This window comes from Vibrio sp. S9_S30, assembly GCF_014694455.1.
In the GTDB taxonomy this organism is placed as follows: domain Bacteria; phylum Pseudomonadota; class Gammaproteobacteria; order Enterobacterales; family Vibrionaceae; genus Vibrio.
The window spans coordinates 228,249-249,678 of sequence record NZ_JAAUWT010000005.1; the positions used below are offsets into that span (position 1 = coordinate 228,249).

General features: G+C 42.5%; 14 protein-coding genes. 6 read left to right on the plus strand and 8 right to left on the minus strand.

Annotation, left to right across the window (positions count from 1 at the left end; translation table 11 throughout):
- Positions 1-12: 12 nt before the first annotated feature.
- The 6 genes from tagF to tagH are packed head-to-tail and all read right to left on the minus strand — an operon-like array spanning position 13 to position 8,774.
- The gene (gene tagF, locus HC752_RS08190) at positions 13-708 is read right to left on the minus strand and encodes a type VI secretion system-associated protein TagF (RefSeq protein ID WP_190334641.1); all 696 of its coding nucleotides are present in this window, start codon (positions 706-708) and stop codon (positions 13-15) included.
- Entirely contained in the window at positions 690-4,214 is a 3,525-nt protein-coding gene (gene tssM / locus HC752_RS08195) for a type VI secretion system membrane subunit TssM (RefSeq protein ID WP_190334642.1), read from the minus strand. The genes tagF and tssM overlap by 19 nt, the downstream gene beginning before the upstream one ends.
- Positions 4,211-5,539 (minus strand): type VI secretion system protein TssL, long form, encoded by a 1,329-nt coding sequence (gene tssL, locus HC752_RS08200; RefSeq protein ID WP_190334643.1) that lies wholly within the window; start codon positions 5,537-5,539, stop codon positions 4,211-4,213. The genes tssM and tssL overlap by 4 nt, the downstream gene beginning before the upstream one ends.
- A gap of 15 nt (positions 5,540-5,554) precedes the next feature.
- The gene (gene tssK, locus HC752_RS08205; RefSeq protein ID WP_190334644.1) at positions 5,555-6,880 is read right to left on the minus strand and encodes a type VI secretion system baseplate subunit TssK; all 1,326 of its coding nucleotides are present in this window, start codon (positions 6,878-6,880) and stop codon (positions 5,555-5,557) included.
- Between the two features lie 30 nt (positions 6,881-6,910).
- Complete coding sequence (gene tssJ, locus HC752_RS08210; RefSeq protein ID WP_190334645.1) at positions 6,911-7,372, minus strand: type VI secretion system lipoprotein TssJ; 462 nt, start codon at positions 7,370-7,372, stop codon at positions 6,911-6,913.
- A gap of 4 nt (positions 7,373-7,376) precedes the next feature.
- Positions 7,377-8,774 carry a type VI secretion system-associated FHA domain protein TagH gene (gene tagH / locus HC752_RS08215; RefSeq protein WP_190334646.1) on the minus strand — a complete coding sequence of 466 codons (1,398 nt, stop codon included), beginning with the start codon at positions 8,772-8,774 and terminating at the stop codon, positions 7,377-7,379.
- Between the two features lie 307 nt (positions 8,775-9,081).
- Here tagH and HC752_RS08220 point away from each other — a divergent pair, with 307 nt between their 5' ends.
- Together HC752_RS08220 and HC752_RS08225 are read left to right on the plus strand one after the other, a co-directional pair.
- A complete protein-coding gene (locus HC752_RS08220; protein ID WP_190334647.1) occupies positions 9,082-11,295 on the plus strand; it encodes a serine/threonine-protein kinase in 2,214 nt (737 codons plus the stop codon).
- Positions 11,296-11,917: 622 nt separating this feature from the next.
- On the plus strand, positions 11,918-13,681 hold the full coding sequence (locus HC752_RS08225) for a sensor domain-containing diguanylate cyclase (RefSeq protein ID WP_238930459.1): 1,764 nt from the start codon (positions 11,918-11,920) through the stop codon (positions 13,679-13,681).
- Positions 13,682-13,867: 186 nt separating this feature from the next.
- Here the strand turns inward: HC752_RS08225 and HC752_RS08230 are convergent, their stop codons facing one another.
- Positions 13,868-15,085 carry a catalase family protein gene (locus HC752_RS08230; protein ID WP_342029461.1) on the minus strand — a complete coding sequence of 406 codons (1,218 nt, stop codon included), beginning with the start codon at positions 15,083-15,085 and terminating at the stop codon, positions 13,868-13,870.
- Complete coding sequence (locus HC752_RS08235) at positions 15,086-17,032, minus strand: di-heme-cytochrome C peroxidase (protein WP_342029462.1); 1,947 nt, start codon at positions 17,030-17,032, stop codon at positions 15,086-15,088.
- 731 nt (positions 17,033-17,763) lie between these two features.
- On the opposite strand from HC752_RS08235, the gene sbcB reads away from it, so the two are divergent.
- From sbcB to cdd, 4 genes are all read left to right on the plus strand, one after another.
- Positions 17,764-19,188 (plus strand): exodeoxyribonuclease I, encoded by a 1,425-nt coding sequence (gene sbcB / locus HC752_RS08240; protein ID WP_190334650.1) that lies wholly within the window; start codon positions 17,764-17,766, stop codon positions 19,186-19,188.
- 12 nt (positions 19,189-19,200) lie between these two features.
- On the plus strand, positions 19,201-19,563 hold the full coding sequence (locus tag HC752_RS08245; protein ID WP_190334651.1) for a CidA/LrgA family protein: 363 nt from the start codon (positions 19,201-19,203) through the stop codon (positions 19,561-19,563).
- Positions 19,563-20,237: an LrgB family protein gene (locus HC752_RS08250; protein WP_190334652.1), complete on the plus strand. Its 675-nt coding sequence runs from the start codon at positions 19,563-19,565 to the stop codon at positions 20,235-20,237. The genes HC752_RS08245 and HC752_RS08250 overlap by 1 nt, the downstream gene beginning before the upstream one ends.
- Positions 20,238-20,470: 233 nt before the next feature.
- The gene (gene cdd / locus HC752_RS08255) at positions 20,471-21,358 is read left to right on the plus strand and encodes a cytidine deaminase (protein WP_190334653.1); all 888 of its coding nucleotides are present in this window, start codon (positions 20,471-20,473) and stop codon (positions 21,356-21,358) included.
- The last annotated feature ends 72 nt before the right edge of the window (positions 21,359-21,430 follow it).

Consider the following 21,430-nt stretch of genomic DNA (forward strand, 5'->3'; position numbering starts at 1 on the left):
CTGTTTTACTCCTTACCAATTCCATTGGTCCCAATTACCATCCAACATCGCAGAAAACTGCCCAACGGCTGGTAAACCATCAGTAAAGGTCGAAATGGCAGGAATGCTTTCCGAACCTTCCGTCCACCAGAAACACGTTCTTGGAAGCTTGGTTCTCAATAAATGTTGAAGAAGATCGTTTCCCCCTAGTGGAATCTGTTCCTCGTAAATGAGGTTTTGAAACTCTCCAGAAATTGGTGTTGCTTTAAAAACCGGATTACGAGATAGAACGGCTTCCCAATGTTCGTTTAGCAACTGAGTATTCCAATGCTCTATCTGAAAATTATCCTCTAGCACAGCTAGTGCCTGCTCTTCTGCTCTTTCACTCCAAGACCTATCCAACCAGTATGAAATGGCCGTTCCGTCTACAGGCCGAGCTAAAGTAAAGAAGTAATAACGACCTACCGAATCAACACTGGGAATCATCGTGCCAATAATGACTTTTTCACCGCACACATTGGCGGGTAATGCGAAATTCCAAATGGGCGCATTCATGTAATGGGTAGTCCAGCTCTCCTCTAACTGCTCGCGGCTCACGGCCAAGACAGCTTGCTGCCAATCTTGCCAAGTTTTCAAAAAATCGAGTGGCAGAGATTCTTGTATAAAGTCTCCCTTTGCTGGAATTTTTCCAAAATAGCCCCATTGCTCGGTTATAAGGTTTGAGGACATGAGAATCGCTCCATATCGTTCGACCAAAATGGGTTAATGGTGCTGCTCGGAATCAGCTCCAATTGAACTTTATTGCCTTTAAGATCAATCATCACAATGTTGTCTTTCCTAGTTTCAGGGCGAGCTTTTAAGGATTGATCCAACATTTTGTATAACCCCCACTGCCCTTCGTAGGTATGAGATATTTCTCGTGAAGAGTTGGGCGGTATGAATATAATGCGTGTTTCAGAACTGCTTGAAGGCCACGACAATCTTTGCGTCCTTTCAGGTCCATGGCTATAAACCAATTGCTGAGATCCCAGTTCTAGCTTGAATTTTGAGATATGCTGATCAAGGTATTTGGGTCTCAATCCGAAATCGATCTTGACTGAGTTATCGGCTTCGAAAAACGTTTGACGTATTTTTTCTGCGCGCTGGAATACAATCAGTGTTTCTTGACTCACTCCGATTTCTTTTTCAAAACGCCAATGACGTCCTGAGGTATCAACGAACGGTTCCAAGTAGTCGGTGAAAAAATTGTCTAGCGTACCGCCATAGCCGAAGAATCGTTTGAAATCCTTCAGATTGACCTCATGTTTAGCCGCAGGGCTAAAAGGATAACGTCCCTTGATACTGCGTTCGTAATCTTTCACGACTTGTGATTGCCAAATCTGATTAAGGTGTACTTGAGAACCTTTTTCTGCCAAGCGTGTTGATTCATTCGACAAGCCAATTAACCATCGATTAAATGGCGATGGTAAGATGGCATTGGTGCGCTTGAGAGAACGAGCAACATCTTCGGTCACTGTGCCATCTAAAATGCTCTTATAGGCCAGCTTCTGATTGTTCCCTGAGCTGGAAAGATCGGCTAAGTACTCTCGTAAACCAACCAGCGACTGATTGATCAGTTCAAAGTCTTGCTGCTGTATCTTAACGATGCCTTTAAATGCTCTTTCTACTTCTTTCCCCGGAAGCGAAATGGCGAGATTGGTATTCTCGGTAGGCATAAATCGCCCTATAGCATTCTTCTTATTATGGAGTGCCACGTCAGCGGCTTTTGTCGCGACTTCTGCTGCCACTTTCTCATTTTGACTCAATGAAACCTTGGTCAGTGATACCTCTTTTTGTACTGCTTTTAAGAAGGATTCAATCGGTCTTTCTGAACTGGAAAGTATGCGACTTTGAATCAAGCTTAACTCTAGGCTTGGCGTCGCTTTCAGAGAAATGTCATTTATCAGAGATTCCCACTCATAAATGTAGTCTCGGTAGTATCGCTCTCGTACTCCTTTAACAGCTAAATCGTGATCAACGGCCTGAATATCAATGTTGTCTCCGTAGACCCAATTGTCCTCCATTAAATTCTTAACGGTGCGGCTTATTTGCATTTGAAAAATACTGTGGAAGCCATTGAATGTGTAAAAGCCAGGAACCCCCGCAGATAAAGGCTTTCCGCTCTTTCTTTCAAATTGGCTTAAACTTTGTGAGCCCAAAACATCCGTAATTCTAAAAGATGGAACATGACTTTTGATGAATTGTAACTTCATACGCTGGTAAGCACGCTCCGCCAAAGGCAACTGTGTAAGCACGTTTCGCGCATCTCTTACCGCATCGTGATTGACGTATAGCCCTAAGTCATCATTGAGAAGCAAGTTTTTAGTATGCTGCATTAAAGAAGCGCGCTTTTCTTCATTGAATTCCCCTGGGAAATTCTTTTCAAAATAAAGCTCAAACCAACTTTCTACATGGACAAGCTCAAATCGCTCCGGATTGAATAGCATTAAATAGGTTTTCAGCGTTTCATACAGATACTCACGGTGCGCCTTCTTTTCATTCATTTCTTCAATCAACGCAGATTCCAAGAGCTTAGAAAAGTACCCCTTTAGAGCTTGGTGGTAAGCGGCTTTTGCTGGTTGACCAATCTTATTACCCTGGTATAACCCAAATTTCTTTATACCATCGACGTCTTCATAGTAGCCTGCGTAGCCCATTGGCAACTGCATAACTTGATCGAGTAACGCCAGTGATTCGATGAGGTTATCTTCAAAGTTGAAGTCAATTCGCTTCACTTGATTGTCGATGTCCGCAATTCGACGGTCTGATTCATCAATGAGTTCCTGATTCCACTGGAAACTTTGGAACCAAATGGCCCCAAATGATGCAACGCTGATTACACTCAACGCCAACGCACCGTGTTTCACCCAACGGTTTTGTTTTTGATGATGACGATTAACACTGCCAAGGTATTGCTCTTTAAAAATGATGTCTTCAAATAACGAGCGAATGAAATAACTCACCGATTCTTTAGAGCTGGTTTTGAGGGAAAGCTGAGACAGACCAAGCCCTGACGATGTTTCATTCATCACTCGATCAATCGGCATCCCTTCTTGTACCGAGCTAACGATAAACACCCCACGAATCATCGTTGATTCTTCGAATGCATTTTTGGCGAAAATGTCACTTAAGAATTCATCGGCATTGGCTTGAAGCATTCGAAGCTGTTTAGGGAACTCAAAAATCAGTGCACGCTTATCAAGATCGGTTTCTTGCTCAAGACGCTTGTTCATACGCTTATCTAAGCTCTCAAGCATATGATGGAACTCTTTGTTGAAAAGCGATATTACGCCTTTCTCATCATCACAGGATTCCGGGAACATGAACCCGAGTAATTGGTCTCTTTCTTCATCTTCTAAATCGGCGAAGTATTCATTAAAGCCTGCAATCAAATCGGCTTTCGTAAATACAATGTAAATAGGAAATTGCATGCCCAATTGATTTTTTAGCTCTTGAATACGCGCTTTAATTGCCCTTGCATGCATTCCTCGTTCAGTGCGCGTTTGGCTCATCAGACTAACCAAGCTCACGGCTACAATCGCCCCATTGATTGGACGCTTAGTTCTGTATTTTTTTAGTAGACCTAAAAACCCTAGCCAAGCTTTGGAGTCTTTCTCTGAGTGGCTGTCCTGAGTGGTATAACGACCTGCTGTATCAATAAGTACGGCTTTGTTGGTAAACCACCAATCACAATGCCGCGTACCACCAATTCCGGAAAGAGGATCTTGCCCCAAACTTTCCGATAGTGGGAACTCCAACCCTGAATTTGCCAAAGCCGTGGTTTTACCCGTCCCTGGAGGACCGATTAAAACGTACCACGGAAGCTTGTATATACTTTGTTTTCCGCGCTTCCCTGACTTATTTAATACTTGGATCGCTTGGTCAATTCGACCTTTTAGTAAATCGATCTCCGCTGCCGACTCTTCGTCTTCTTGCGCATTGACTTCGAGCAACGACTGTATACTTTCGTTTTCTTCTTTTTTTTCTTTCTTTTGTTGACGAATATTAACAACACCCCAGATAAACATAAGTCCGAGTAGAACTAGAAATCGTGACGTTTCGCTTTTTAGTGGCTCATGACCTGCAACAGCAATCAGAGGTCCAACTAGCCATATCATTAAAGAAAGGGCGATCAAACCGATTAAGCCTACAAACCATTTTTGGCTGACAAATTTACCTACCGATTTCAAACTCACTGCTCTTCTCCTGCTGCTCCTTGGACCACCATTAAGTCGATCTCAACTCTGCGGTTTCTCGCACGATTTGCCTCTGTATCGTTGTCAACAAGAGGTCTTGCATCCCCCATTCCTTCAGGAATCAATCGACCCACTAAATTGCTGCTTGAAGCAAGATGATTGGTAACCGACGTTGCTCTCGCAAGAGATAAATGCCAATTGGATGGAAACTTACTGGTAAAAATGGGCTTATTGTCGGTATGACCTACAATCATAATTCGACCTTTCGTCCCCTCAAGTGAACGCCCTACTTTAGAAAGCACTGGACGGATATGTTGTACCAGTTCAGCACTTCCTGAATCGAATAGCTCGTTGGCTGAAAATGAAATTCTTACTCGATCAGGCAGTTGTTGAATCTCAACCATGCCACGTTCAGCTTCTGTCGCTAAATAATCTTGAATACGCTTGGCAACCGGCGCAACATCCGCCAAGGGTATCGATTCAGAAATCTCTACAGGGGGAATAAGATTAAGTAAGTTAGTAAAAGTCTGATTCGACTCTTCGTTGATTTTATAATTGAACCCCATATACGTTGCAGCAAGAAGCGCACCCGCAATAGATAGGGTTACCCAAACGGGTGTGCTTTCTGTGGTTTCTTCACCGATGCGAACCTTGTCCTGCCACCCATCGCTAAGCACCTTGGGCGGGCGCTCGCTGACAGCGGTAATCACATCGTATACTCTTTGCCTAAGACTACGGTGAGATTCGATACCATTCTGTTCAAGGCGGTATCGCCCAACGAACCCTAAAGACATACAAATATATTGAAGCTGAAGGATATCTAAATTTTCCGTTGGAGTGGACATGGCTTTATCAAGGAAGTCGTAAAACTGCTCTCCACCTTGCGTATTCGCATAAAAAGTAGAAAGTAGTGAGTTGTCCACCCAGATGGATTGACCACCCCAGACCGTATTCAAAACGGTTTCATCTATAAGGCAGCACAAGCAAAACCTTGCAGTATCAATGTCTTGGTTACGTGCATTTTGTAAACGTAAGCGCGTTTCATAATCTCGAACTTTCTGGACAAACGCATCACGCAGTTGTTGTACATCGCCATATTGCGCTGTTGCACGAATTTGTCCAACTAAAGAAAGAACAACATTGGCTTCGGCAAGGAGTAAATTTTCTCCGAATGCAATAACGCTGGATGATTTTTCTTCCCGAATGACCTTCGTTAGTAATACTGTGCTGTCGCCTTCTTGTTGAGTAGGCGGTGTTGGCGCTGCTGGTGCCGGTTTCGCACCACCTCTTCGCCCTGGAGTGGGCTTCATTACAGTCTCTTCCATCTCTCTACTTCAACTTTATTGATTGATTGTCCATAACTCGATATCGATACCCGGATAATTACCAGATATATGAATAGCAAGACCCCCACTTTCTTTTAACCGTTGCCAGTAAGGACCTTTTTTGAGCACTTCAAAATACTGATATCCTGCCTGATAGGGAATTTGCCTAGGTACAACGGTTAACGGTGAAATGGCAATGCCGTGAAGCTGGTTATTGATAAGATCTCGAATGTTCTCGACGGGACCCAACTTCATTTGTGATGGCAATTTCGCACGTAGTTCCTCACTCGCAACATCGGCTTTTATCGCCAAAACAAACTGGCATTTAGACAAGATATTTTTATCCGGAATACTGGATACACGGATGCCGTATTGCCTGATTTCAAGCGGTAGCTTTGTTGCTGTCTGTTCTAGTACTACGCTTAAGTACTGGCTGAGCATTTGGTGAACCACATGAAAGAGCTCGGCCATATCACCATGTTTGTATTTAGGTAATACAGGTGGGCGTTTAGACTTGGTGGAAAAAGTCGCTAGCTCACCAATTAACCCATACAATGCTGTCGTCAATTGAAAAGGGTGTAAATCCACACACTGGCTGAAATGACGCAAGGTCGTTTCGTGACGATTGAGCATTTGTAGCATGACAAAATCAACCGCCGATGCCGATGCCGATTTGCCTTGCCCTAATCGCTGAGCAAGTGCATCCGCACGTATCTTTATCATCGCAACAATATTGTTTAAATATTTATGGATGGTCGCATTGTTATTGGCGTTCAAAGACGGAGGAATAAAATCCTGATCGAGAACAATCGCGCCTTCCGTAGTCACTTCCTTGATCTTTGCAACCCGAATAGAGTGATAGCCCGGTAAAGTATCGTTAGTGACTTTTAACTGAAGACGCAAAGAAGCTAGTTGCAATATTTCTTCATCCTGACCAGTGACTACATCAGTAACCGACTGATCAGTATAGATATAACGCGTTACCACTTCTTCTGTATCAGAGGCAATATTCTGTCCACGCACCTTATCTGCTGGAATGGCAAGTACGACGAACACATCTTTCGCTTCTTGCTCAACATTTAGTGGTTTAGGTGAATTATCCTTAACTGGTACATTCACTAAGGTCATGTCTTGCATAATTGCTTGACAGTGCTCTAGATGAAGTTGACCTTCTTTTAATAAGGCATGATTAAATTTTATGGTAGAGACACCCCAAGAGTAAGGAGAAAGCAATTGTTGAATTTCTTTCGCCTCAAAATTGATTGCTCGTTCTTGTTGCTGAAAATGTTGAGGGCGCAAAAACATACCCTCACACCATGCGATGGGAGAAAAATCACTCATTAATTAGAAAACCTATTTGTACTTCAGAAATTACTCAACAGCGATTGAAAGTTCACCAATTAATAATTTGTGTTTGTTATAACCTGTCTTATCAACAGGAATAATCTTGCGCCAGTTTGCATTTTCAATATCACGGTATGCAGCAATAACACCTACATATTGAACTTCAGCGTTCATGCTCACTTCATATTGCTCTACGCTTCCTGGTGCAAATGTAAATTCTTGTTTGTGGATTAAATCTGGACCAAGAACCTCTTCAGGTTTTTCGTAAAGAGCAAAAAAATCTTGGCTCTCAAAAAGTGTATTAGAAGTAATTTCATAAACATGAATAACCACAGGAGAAGGACGCCCATTCAGATCTGGGTTCGCTTTATTACTCACTTCAAACTCTAACGTTGCATAAGCAGGAACAACGTAATTTGCTACTGAGCAACCTGTAAGTAAAAATGCAAAAAATAAACTCACTATTGATAGTTTTGTTTTAATATTCATGTCCTCACCCTTTTTTCAAAGCCATTTCGTATGATTTCGCAAAGTCTTCTAAATAAAATGGTATGGAATTTCCTTCCAGTTCATTTGTTAGATCTAAATATTGTTTCTCGTAATTCTTCCAGAAATTCGCTTGCGTCTTTCCAGGAATTATTTTTTCCAAAACACCCTCACCGACGTTCTTAGATGAAATGTAATCCGGATTGAGCAACCCCATAACCCCTTTAACCGCACCATCGACGCCTTGCATTAATGCCTTCTCGTGCTTTTCTATGTCATCAAAAGCTTCTTGAATTGCGTTTTGCGGACCAAGAAAACTTGAAGAGTTTCGGTTATATAAATTGTGTATTGCATCCTCTAAATTAGCGGAAAACTTAAGTGGATTGTTTTCATGACGCTGGAATGCTGTATGGTTGAGTCGGTTGGTTTGCTTGAATTCTGCACGATGATGCAGTGTGTCCATTAATCCACCTAATAGCAGCGAAAATGATTCTCCAAGTTGTTTAAACCATTCATCAGAATGTTGTGTCGGAACCATATTTCGAGATATACCAAGACCACTCAAAAACGCATCCATTTCATTTGATTTGCTTCGGGTGTTTAATTGAGGTGTCGATTCTGCTGCCCTTTGAAATTGATGGTTTGGACGAGGCGCGGCTCGACTGGATTCTGGATGCGCCATTTCCTCTCTTTGAGCTGGAGAAGCTGGCTGTTGTTCTGACTGAGCTTGTAGCACCGACTCTTCTCTTGCGACTGCCTTACTAGAGATAGAGGAATCTTGAAGAGAAGTGCGTGCTTGAACTGCTCGCTGCACATTTTCAGCGACTGAAGTGTCTCCTACCAGCTCGTTGGTTACATGAGTTTCGGATAAATTAAAGAAATCATCTGTAAGACCAATATCACTTTCAAAAACAGGCTCATTGGACAAACTATTTACAAAATCATCTTCAAATTTATTATCTATTGCTTCCGATTCGAATGGCTTTGATTGCTCAAAATTATTTATATCTGATTGACCAAAAATATCATACCGATTGGTATCATTATGGAAATGAAATGTATTTTGATCGTTAGACTTAAATCCCACCAATATTTCGTATTCACCAAATGTAATGATATCATTATCATTAAGCTTTATTTCATTACCACTACCAACTGGAGTTACTGACCTATTAATAAATAGTCCATTCGTTGATAGATCTCTTATTAAATAGTCTTCACCAAATTTAATTATTTCAGCGTGAACACTAGAAACCACTCTTTCTGGGTCGGGTAATGTCCAATCACAACTTTCTGCTCGTCCGAGCTTAATTGAATCTTTGACATTATTATCACTAAATTCAAATTCGCTCTGTATTTCAGATGTGAATTTATGAAAGCTGTTTATAGACAGCACTATTCCCATAATAACCTCAAGCCAACATTCTATAAATTTTAGTTTTATAAAAATAATAAACAACCATCCTTATATTCATGATAAATATAACAATAGCATGCCAATTAAATTAGCCTGAACTATGATTAAAATAACCATTAATTTGAAATGTATTTTGCAACGGAAAATGATTTATACAGCACGGTTCAAATTTTAAAAAATATTTCCTTCACCAAATTTCTTTTGACTGTTATCTAAGCCGAAACTTTCGTTCGTAGTAATTGTTTCGAAATTCTGGGTGCCTAACCTTACTGACATTCAACTTGGAGTTCGCTAGATGTCAAAAGATAAACTTCCCCCTAAAGAGCCGACAAAACCACAAGATGGTGATCGCACTCAAATTGTTAAAATGGATCGTAAACCTCATACTCCTTCGCCTAAAGCGAAAGAACCCTCTAAAACCCCAAGCAAACCGGATCCAAAAAGCAAGGTTGAATCCACACCCAAACGCTCAGAAACAAAAACTCCCCCTACAGTCGCGAAGTCAACCCCAAAAGACGCAACCTCGACACCTGTATCCTCAAAATCACCCACCAAGCCTCCTCAAGCTACGGCAACAAACACGCAAAATGTTTCCAATGCTGAAAGCCTAGTCGGCACTCTTGTTAAAGGACGTTATAAATTAGAAGCGCTAATTGGCCATGGCGGATTGTGTGATGTGTATCGTGCCAAAGACAAAGTGTTGGAGTCTTCAGGTTCCGAATCCCCTTACGTGGCTCTGAAAATTTTACAAAAAGAATACACCAGCCGGCCCGAAACGGCGCGCATGCTGATTCGAGAAGCACAAAATACGCAGAAACTCAGTCATCCTAATATCATCCGAGTATTTGATTTCGGCGTCGACCAACAAATTTATTATCTTGTCATGGAGTTCCTTGACGGGGAAACATTGGAGCAGCTTATTCAGCGCTCTCGTCCATCAGGCTTACAATACGGAAAAGCGCTCGCGCTATTAGATCAAATTTTAGACGCACTTCATTACGCGCACCACCAAGACATAGTGCATGCCGATCTCAAGCCCGCAAACATCATGCTGAATTCTGACGGTCAGATCAAAATATTTGATTTTGGTGTATCCAAAACCTTTAAACTAAAACAAGATCAGTACGCTGCGGCTCGTAAAGAGACAAACGACAATGTAGGCGGATACACACCTAACTACGCGTCGATTAATCTCATTGATGGCAAAGACCCTAAGCATACCGATGATCTTTTTGCATTTGCATGCATTGCTTATGAGCTCTTGAGTTGTAAACATCCTTATGGACGCAAACCTGCTAACGTTGCTTTGAAAGAAAATCTAAAAGCAAAAAAACCCGAAAATATGCCTGCCACAAAGTGGAAAGCAATCAACGATTACCTCGATCTTGAAAGCGTTCCAAAGTTAGACACTGCTGAGAAAATTAAGACCTACTTACACAGAAACCACACACCAGCAATGGCGGCAGGAGTAGCGATTATTGGACTCATTGGTCTTCTGGGCTACGGTTACGGTCAAATGACGACTGAAATCGACTTGCATAAAGCTCGTATTGGTCAGCTAGAACAGAGCATCCAAAGCCAAAGCAACCTACTTGAAACACCTCATAGCGAAGTAATTGCACTGATAGACAGCAGTCCAAGCCATCATGCCGTCATCTCACAAGGGCTTTTGCGCCACCATAAAGACGCCATTATCTCCGATTTTGAAACTCAGATAGATGAAATATTAAACGACCGAGAAAGTTCGTATCCGAACTATTATTCTATTGAGAAGGTTTTGGAAGAAGCTAAAAAATATTATCCTGACTCTCACGAGTTAGAATCCATCGTCGCTGATATCCGCTCAAGCAAGTTATCCACTCTATCAGGACTGGCACAGCGAATTAATACTCATCTTGAAAAAGGTCGGTATAGTAAAGCTGATAAGAAAGACAATGTTTTTACATTGTATCTTGATCTGCAAACCATCAATTCCGATTACCAATTCAAACCTTCTTCACTGGCCAATGACGTTTACAGTACAAAATTTGAAACTGCACTAAGAGACAAGGATACCGTCGCCCTTTCAGAGCTAATCACGGTGGGTAACACTCTTTTTGATGGCGTTGAAAAACACAAACCATTACTTCAAAAAGGGAATCAAATGTCTTCTGCCATTGAAGATCTAAGTGCTTATCAGCTGAGCTTAAATTCAGGCAATGCACTGCCCTACCCATACGAGGCCGCGCGCATTTTATACGTGGAAGAATTGAATACGTTGCGCTCCACGCTCGACACATCCAACACCATTAAAGAGTTAGACAACTTAGTTAGCAACATCGACAATTTTGCAACAAAAGTGCCTAGTGACTTTAGAGATATTGCAAAGCTAAGATCCGATACAGCCAATCGCTACTTGGAATTGTCCGACTTATTGCTGAGCAAGAGAAAGGCTGCGCAAGCGGGGGCGGCAATGAAAAAAGCCAATGAACTATTGCAGAAAATTGAGCAGTCTAAACAAGGGGGTTAAAGGTTCCTCTCAACTTAAGTAGAAACCACTAGAGTCAACTTTCCTTTGTATCAAAAAAGTGAGCCAGATGATAAATCTGGCTCGCTTTTCCTGGGCTTTTTTCCATTCTCGATGCCCCGCAGAAACAACGTAAAAAACACCATATTCTTAGCGAAGTTGTCAAAAAAACCGTTTTTGCCAGATCAACGTCAAAATTTTATCGATGACCATATCAGTTCAAAAATTTGATCTTTCTAAATACTCGAACCTGCAATTTGCCATTTCTTTTCGCACGGGTTATCGACCAAAGTTGAGCCCTACCCTTGAGAAGAGGATGTCGCTCGCATGTCATTGCTCAATTAATTTGTGTCATTTTTAAGAATGACATATCTTACTGATGATCTAGCAAACTAATTTTGAGCTAATTGAGTAATTTTCATGACTTTCTAGACAATTAAATATTATTATAACTATCAATAAAATTCGACAGCATAACCTAGTACAATAAAATTCAATATTGTTGTGTTGTTTTTCTAAGCGAATTATGGGACGAGGAAAGCACTTAATTACGTGCGATTGCATTTCAATGAAAAATATAACACCAAGAATATTAGCTCGCTTTTTAAGCACAGTTGCAATAGCTATGTTGCACTTATTACTTTCAGTTGGTGCATCAGCGTCTGTGTCCCCTATCGAAGTGACAGGGGAAGAAAACGGAGAACGTCTCACCGGTCGTTACCTTCTTTGGCACGACCCATCTGGTAAAGCCAGCATTAAAGACGCTATTCAATCTTTTGAAAATCAAGAATTCAAACCTCTAAATACCAAAGGCTCTACTGGTTTACAATCGGGGGCATTTTGGAGCATCTTCGCGCTAACCAATACGAGTAACGAAAAAATCACTCTCAATTTGGAGTATATTGACCACCAACTCATCTATTTAGAAGCTTACCAACGTTCTATTTCAAGTAATGGTTATTCCATGATTGCTAACCAATTCTTAGGTAACTCATTCTCTGAGCGATTGGTTCCGCACCTGCGGTTTGTTGTTCCTGTCACTTTGGAACCGAATCAAACCTACCAATATATGTTCCGTTACGGATCCGATGGTCAAGGCTACGTTTTCCCAGACATGCGGATTTGGTCGTCAAAGAACCTGAACTACAGCCAAACAGTTGAAATTGCTCTCATTTCGGTGGGTATTGGTAGCCTACTTCTTATGGCGTTAACATCATTTGTCGTAGGTGGAGCCTCAGGCGACAGGGTATATTTAGCGTATGGCGTCTATGCGATTGCCAAAATATTCACATGGCCCACCATTCTGGGCTTTACCCACATGTTCATCCTGCAAGACAATTTTCATTGGAGCTTGATGTCACTGGGTGGTGCCATATCGATCATGACTGGCATTATTTTTGTTCGTTCAATGCTTCAAACAAAAGAGAAGACCCCTAAGCTGGATTGGATTCTTCGTTTTATGGTGTTGAATGCGTTCCTGCTCGCCTTAGCGGCGTTATTTAGAGAGACGACTTATTCTGTCGTGCTCATAACTATTGCATTGCTGTTATATCCCTTTATGGCCATTTCAGGCATTATTCGCTGGCTCCAAGGCTCTTTAGTCTCGGCCATCTACACCATTGCATGGGGTATATTGGTTGCAGGGCTTTTTGCTCAGGCAATGAGAGATTTAGGGTATGTAGAGCATAACTTTGCGACGTATTATTGGCCCGTCATGGCCTCTTTCAGTGAAATGGGAGTCATCCTAGTCGCGATGGGGATTCGCCTATTGCAACTTCGTAAACGGAAAGACAACGCCGAAACCCTTTATCGTCGTCAGTTAGAGCGAGCCAAATATGAACTTGAAATGCTGGTTTCTGAACGCACACAAGCATTAGAACAAGAAAAGCAAAGAGCAGAAATTGAAGCCAGAACCGACCCTCTTACCGGTATCAGTAATCGTCGTAGCTTTATGAAACTTGCAGAAGAGTCATTTGATCGAAGCATGATAGAATCGAAACCTTTGGCAGTACTCATGTTTGACTTAGATCACTTCAAGGAAATCAACGATCGCTTTGGGCACTCTACGGGAGATAAGGCACTCAAACTTTTTGCCAGTACCATTTCGGGTAACATTCCTGACAGTGCCAATTTTGGACGATTAGGGGGTGAAGAGTTTTGTATGGTGTTTCATGGGGACCAAATGATGGCGATGGACATTTCTGAGTTTCTACGCAGTACCATTGAAAACATATCCATCGACAACGGTGAAAGACAAGTTCGCTTTACCACTAGCGTCGGTATTTCTGTTTTGAATAACGAGAAGCATATAGGTCAATTGATTACCAATGCCGATAGGGCACTATACAGAGCGAAATACTCTGGTAGAAATAAAGTGGTTGTCGCTTAGTTCGCTTCTGCTTCACCAAGTGACATGAAAGAAAGTTCGCAGCATTAAGATATAGTCGCTACCTTTCTAGCGCCCGCTAACGTTTTCTGGAAGCTGAAGGTTTTCTAAAAGCTGGGGGTGTTTATCTAGTTTAGAAATACAAGTACCCCCTACACAGGTATCTAGGGGGCGACCTTCCAATCTTTATTAGAAGTATTTAGCTCCACCCAATGGTTTGGCTAAGTAGTCAAAATCTCGTTTCCATGACCAATCCGGCGTTGATGAAATGATTTTTTCAAGTTTGCATTTCTCGGTTTGCTCCTGTTTCAGACACCACGATGTTGGCTCCATCACGAAAGCCTTGTTCATCATATGGCGATAGTCAGAGACTGCTTTATAAACCAATCTGCGCGCTCGATTCAAACTTCCTAAAGGCTCCCATTCACCCACGGCTCTCCATGGGTTCATTGAAACGTTTTCACAAAATTCCGATTGATCCGGACTGTTTATCAATTGAGGTGGAATATAGATCGTCGCAATGGGGATAAATGGTGAGACCTTCTCAGACCAAATGACCGTCGCATCATCGATCGGCATGTAGTGCCCTGTTCGCTTTTCTTGCACCATAAATTCAAAGCACGCGCCCCCATTTAAAAGTTGATTTTGAAGTTGCGTGTTCAAGTAGTTTTCCGGAGAACGATCCACTTTTGACGGAAACTCCATACCTTTACAGGGTTTCGCAGAAAATTTAATGGCATTACTCCCGAATTGATAGGGAAGCATCGAAAAGTATTGGGCATCTAACGGGGTATCAATCACCGTCGTGACAGTTTGAATAGCTCGATAAAACTGTTTTGGACGAAACCGAGGAGGGAAGAGGCTGATAAACCACTTCGTACGCTCAAACTTAGCTAAAAAGAACATGTCTTCAGCGTAGTCAAAAATATTTCGGTTAAAAAATGCTGGAACGTTAGCCATTATAAAGTCTTGATTTTTGGAATGTCCCAGTTCAGGGGCTACTGGTTCTCCTTCAACATTCATGACTTTGATTGCCATACCTCGGGCATCCCCTTTTTTGTCTGCCCGAACAAGCATGTCACCATTGGAAAAACGGATCCAGCTAGGGTATTCATGCCCTACTTTACGAAATATGCTCTGCTGGAATCTTTCTGGGATATCAGGGTTCACTGTAAACGTCGCTCTAACACACCCAGTTGCTTTAGCGTGTGCATCTCGCCGATAAGGCTTTCCATTATACTTTTCAGCACGACGCGAGATTTCACGCGCACTCTTAATGGAGGATTGCACCGCATCATACTCGGGTTGTGACATTCCCATTTCAGTAGGCGATTCGTTCATTGAAAAAGAGGGACAAGCCAACAAAACGACGGCGATACCTAAGAAAACTGATGTACGTTTAGTCACTTAGAGTACCTCCAATGGGTGGCTTTTGGCAGATTCAAACCTTGCCTCACACGCTCGTTGCTCAGACTCGAAATACGGTGCTTTGACGTACTGATTCCAGTTTTGAGGGTCCCCACCTAATGCCGAATCATAATCTGGATTTCCCAACACTTTTAGGTATTCAATCAGCTCCATTCTCTCTTTCACGCTCAGCAAAGTACCTATCCGACCTTTTACGTCTGCATCTGTAAACAAGTGCCCTTTGTTTCCATTGCCTTCGATTTTTGTATCATGCAAAAATGCACCTTGCTCTATGTTTGCCACGTACCCTAAATGAATAGGGTCATATTCTCGATTACCCACATAGAAAGCTTGTGGTCGCTCACTTTGAGGTGAGAGTAAATGATAAATAGATGGAACTGAGCCATTATGTAGGAACGGAGGTGTTGCCCAAACACCGTGAAGTGGCCTCGATTTATAGGCTCGTTTGTTCACAATTCGGAAGGGGATATTTAGACCATCGTATTCTGGAATCAAAGACTTATCTATATGATCATCTTGATATAATTTTGGAATCAGCCGATTCAACAAAATCTGTAACCCATCTCCAGCGTTGACGGAGTTCATTCCAGGAATGAGCTTACTCGCGTCGTATTTGTGGTCCATATAGTTATTCGCCGCCGTAGCGTCTGTCCCTATCGTTTTGATATCAATCCATGGCAGCGCCCAAATGACTTCACGCCAATCTTGACGAATAGCCCTCCCCGCTTCATAGCTGATATCACCATCCATATCCCACTGCCAGTTCACGTCATTTTGATGAGCTGGATTCGACCCTTCATGTGATGCAACAGGCCACTGATAAGATTCTGAACGATGAGGTCCGTGGCAATATTGGCAACGCTGCTGAAATAAGTTTTTGCCCTTGGTTGCCATAGCGATGTCGATGTCACCCAGAATGTCTTCTGGCCATCTTGGCGGTTCTAAGGTTCTTAATTTACCTTCAACACAATGCATTCCAGCCAAATCGATGACGGTTTCTCCAAACTCATCTGACCGTAGCAACTTACCATTTTCGTCCACTAACTTAACTGGCGCTAATACACCAAGGCTTTCACCGATGTTTCTCGCCATTGGCTGGTTTGTAAACCCTGTGTATTGTACCCAATCAAATCGCCACATATCCCAAAGAAACGGATAATTCACAGGGGCATTTGCGACTCTCAAGTTACCTGGCTCGTCGATGTCATAACCGAATACAACGTTCCCGATCCGACCAACAGCATCCGTTCTCCCACGCCCCTCTTCAACTGGGTAATACTTTGGATTACCAGCAGACATCGCAAACCCAGCTCCCTTTGAAATAAACGCGTTTAGATCTTTTCTAAGTTTCATACGTTTATCCATATTTTCGCCAACGACTCTGTCTGCAAAACGGTTAAACTTGAAGGGGTCAGCATAGGTAAGGAGCACAGAAACGCCCAAGGTTAGGATAAATTCGCCTCGTTTTGCATTTGAAATACTGTGAAGTGCTTGCCCACCGTCGACTCGAAGTGCCTTACCTTGATAATGCAACTCTCCGGTATGACACGCAGCACAAGTTATATCCAACTTTTCACGTTGCGTTTTAGGATCGATATGCCGCCCAAAGCCGATGGGTAAATTGCCTGGATTCATCACACTTGGTTGCTGACCGGGCTCAACGATAAATCCCCATCCTCTCATGTTGTCGGTACTTGCCAGCATATCGCGAGATAACGGCATTTCGAGGTTCACTAACCAACTGTATTCTAAGCCAAGAAGTTCTGTCCCTTGAGGAGTGAAATAATAGGTTTCTCTGTCTTTTTTAGTCCAACCACTGTTTAAATAATGTACTCTATTAACGGTTTCAACCGTTAAATTGGGCGCTAATAACGCCTTCACTTGAAAATAGATCATGCTGATAAGAAACACTGAGAAAATCGTCACTCTGACCCATTTAGGTCCAATTGATAACCATAGGTTCCATAACGCTAATAGTATTCCAAGTCCCCATTTATAGACCTTTATTACAATTCTTATTAAAACTCGGATTACGGTTTTTAGTGCGGTTAGTAGCACTTTAAAAAACCATTTGAACGGCAAAATAAGCCACTGAACTGTTCTTTCTAATTGCACGTTGTCTACCTGACATTGATATATTGCCTAAAAAACAATGTTAATAAATATTAACAAAATACCCAGAAATTTGGCACTAAAAGAAGATCTCGCAATCGCTTTATGCCTTCCAGTGTTGAGAATTTATACATTCAGCTCAATCACTTTTGCTTTATCCGATTACCCAAGCACGCCAACTTAAATTTACACCCCATATACATTTAATTCCAAGACCTAACATAGTGATGACATTGGACCTATATCCCTATGCAACAATTCACAATCTCACCAAACAGTTTGAATTAGTCACAAGCTGTATTTATCCCTAATTGAGACTCGGAGCCTTTTGCTCTAGCCCGCTTTATGCGGGCTTTTCTTTCTCTCACCATTTTGTCTATTTCTTCATCAAAGATTCCAATGAAATACCGCTTCCTCTTAACCCAGAATCCAAATAGAAACATGAAAATGCTCTAATTGCGCTGTTCTGGTTTACCAGCCTGCTTTGCAATGGTCTAATACAGGAAGAAATACAATGCGTAAGCAACAACAAATCGGAACCATTAATGCCTCAAGATAGTCAGCCCTCTCTGTTTTTCTTCGATTACGAAACCTGGGGAACCAGCCCCGCCAGAGATCGACCAAGTCAATTTGCAGGTGTAAGAACGGACATGGACTTAAATATCATTGGCGAGCCTCTGGCCATTTATTGCCAACCACCCTCAGATTACCTCCCCTCACCAGAAGCGGCGCTTATTACGGGCATCACGCCACAAACTGCAGTGTTGAAAGGGCTACCAGAACCTGAATTTATTCAAAAAATTCACAAGGAGCTCTCTACACCTAACACGACGAGCCTTGGTTACAATAGCATTCGATTTGATGATGAAGTCTCTAGGTATACGCTCTACCGAAATTTCTACGACCCTTACGCATGGAGTTGGCAAAATGGCAACTCTCGTTGGGATTTGCTCGACGTGATGCGCGCTTGCCATGCATTAAGACCCGATGGCATCAATTGGCCAAAGCGTGAAGATGGCTACACCAGCTTTAAACTGGAACACCTGTCTGTTGAAAATGGGATAGAACACGAAAATGCCCATGATGCGATGGCTGACGTAATCGCAACCATTGAAATGGCGAGAAAGGTGAAAGAAGCTCAGCCAAAGTTGTTTGATTACCTCTTTAGTATGCGCCATAAGCGAAAACTCAATGAACTGGTAGACATCGTAAACATAACACCGTTAATGCATGTTTCTGGCATGTTTGGGGCGGAATGTGCTTATACATCTTGGGTTGTTCCGTTAGCTTGGCACCCCACGAATCAAAACGCTGTAATAATGGTTAACCTCGCAATGGATCCTAGCCCACTTCTAGAGCTCAGCTCTGATGAGTTGAGAGCTCGGCTATACACGCGCCGAGATCAACTGGAAGAAGGTCAATTACCTGTCCCCGTTAAACTTGTTCATCTGAACAAATGCCCTGTACTTGCACCAGCAAAAACATTGACGGCAGACAATGCCCAATTCATTGGAATCGACAGAGAACAGTGCCTTCAAAACCTAGCGTTAATTAAACAGCACCCAGAGATTAGAGAAAAACTAATCGAGCTGTACCAAAACAAAGAGGAGTACGACGTCGATCCTAACGTCGATACCCAACTGTATCACGGATTCTTCTCTCCAGCAGACAAAGCAACCATGGACATCATTCGGGAAAAGTCCCCAGAACAATTAGCAGGGCTGGAAATCAACGTTAAGGATGAACGCATCGCTCCACTTTTATTTCGCTATCGTGCGAGACACTATCCATGGACACTGGATGAGTCAGAACAAGCAAAATGGGCGGCACATTGTCGAGATTATTTTGAAAGCCATTTACCCGATTACATGCAAAACCTTGAAAACTTAGTTCACGAACATGAAGGTGATGAAAGAAAAGTCTCACTGTTAAAATCCGTATATCAGTACGTAGAAAAATTGGTCTCATAGGGTCGTTGATTGATGCTGCAACGTGTTCTTGGTTATTTTATTTCCTTTCTTGTCATTATGGCTTGCTTGCTCATTGGTTTAACTATCCAGCACCTACTAGGGCTTGCCATACCGGGTAGCATATTTGGTATGTTGATTCTCTTTATGCTGCTTGTGCTTGGTCTTATTCCTGTCGAGTGGGTTCGCCCTACCTCACAACTGTTTATCCGCTATATGGTGCTCCTATTTGTGCCTATCAGCGTGGGGTTAATGAATCACTTTGACATGCTTGTCGACAATGCACTCCCAATACTCGCCAGTGCAGTGGGCGGCACAGCGATTGTGCTTGTATTGCTTGCACTTGGTTTAGACAAACTATTAAAGGAACCAAATTGATGTGGGTGCTCCTTACTTTAACTGTGTTTTTCTTTGCTCGCGTCATCGCAAGAAAGCTCAATAGCCCGATTGCCAACCCACTTGTTATTAGCGTTTCCATCATCATCCCGACACTTCTCTACCTAGGTGTTGATTTTGATACTTACTACTCGCAAAACGAATGGTTTAGCTTCTTACTACAACCTGCTGTTGTCGCCCTCGCTTACCCTCTTTACGAACAACTGCCAGAAATTCGTGCTCGCTGGCGAATTATCTTACTTGCCTGTGGGGTTGGTAGTATTATGTCGATGTTTTCATCCACCATGATTGCATATTACTTAGGCACAGAGTTGCACCTTATCGCTAGTTTACTTGGTAAGTCGGTAACAACGCCTATCGCAATGGAAGTCTCTAGTTACTTAGGTGGCGAGCCCGCTATTGCCGCTATACTCGTCTTACTTGTTGGCGTCTTTGGGGCGGTTTTCGCCTATCCAATTTATAGCTTGATTGGCGTTAAACACCCAATAGCTCGAGGTCTTACCATGGGTGCCGTTTCCCATGCTCTTGGAACCGCAGCATGCGCAGAGAAACACCCAAAAGACGCCGCATTCAGTTCACTTGCCCTGGTGGCTTGCGGTGTCATTACTTCCATTCTTGCCCCAGCATTTTTTGCCTTAGTCGTCTGGCTAGGATAACCATCGCCTAGCCTTTTCACGCCTTTTTTTGGCGTTGATAACCCTCCTAAAAAGCAATCTATTAATAAATTTGATGTTGGTCGCATGAAATGTTTATGTAATCAATTACAAGTTAGATGTCACTCACATAGTGAAACCAAATGTCTAATTGCGAACATTTGTGTGATTTACATCACCATTACACTGTGTATATTTCCTAGAATGAAATTGAACGTACCTTAAAAGGACAAGAAATGGACGCTAAGATGTTAAAGGCGATTAAAGAGTTACCTGCTCCACTTGCAACTGCGATGGAGACAATTGTTTCTAATCCCGATTTTAACGCGACAATCTCACCACAAGAATTTACAAAGCTTCTGACCATATCCAACCTCAGTGATGAAGAGTTAAGAGTCGCACTGCTTCCCGTTGCGGCCACCTACTCCCATGCCCCGATTTCCAATTTTTACGTTGGTGCGATTGCACGCGGGCTTTCTGGTCGATTATATTTTGGGGCAAATATTGAATTTCTCGACGTACAGCTAGGACAAACCATCCACGCTGAACAATGCGCTATCGCTCGCGCTTGGATGATGCAAGAGCTTGGAATCAAAGACGTAACGGTTAATTTCAGTCCTTGTGGTCACTGCCGCCAATTCATGAGTGAATTAAATACAGCTTCTGAACTTTTTGTTCAGCTCCCAAATCGAAAGGCAAAAACGCTCTATGAGTATCTGCCTGACGCATTTGGGCCTAAAGACATTGGGATCGAATCCGCGTTAATGGCAGAAGTTGACCATGGGAAAGCACTCCATTCTGATAATGAGCTGGTTATTCGTGCTCTGGCCGCACTAAATATGAGCCACGCTCCATACTCCCATAACTTCAGTGGTGTCTCACTGCGCACCAAGTCTGGTGCTGTATTTACAGGCTCATACGCAGAAAATGCGGCTTTCAATCCTAGCCTTCCGCCTCTGCAAGTTGCCATCATTCAAATGAGGATGTTAAACATTCCACTGGAACAACTGGAAGAGGCCGTATTGATTGAAATGCGCGATGCAACATCAAGCCACCTATCGATGACGCAAGCGACACTGGAAGCAATCAATCCAGATATTCCTCTCGAATACATTTCACTATAAATCGTAACAACTAATGCACATTAAGTCCTTCAGTTTACAAGGTCTTAATGTGCAGAGTTTGAATTCATGCAA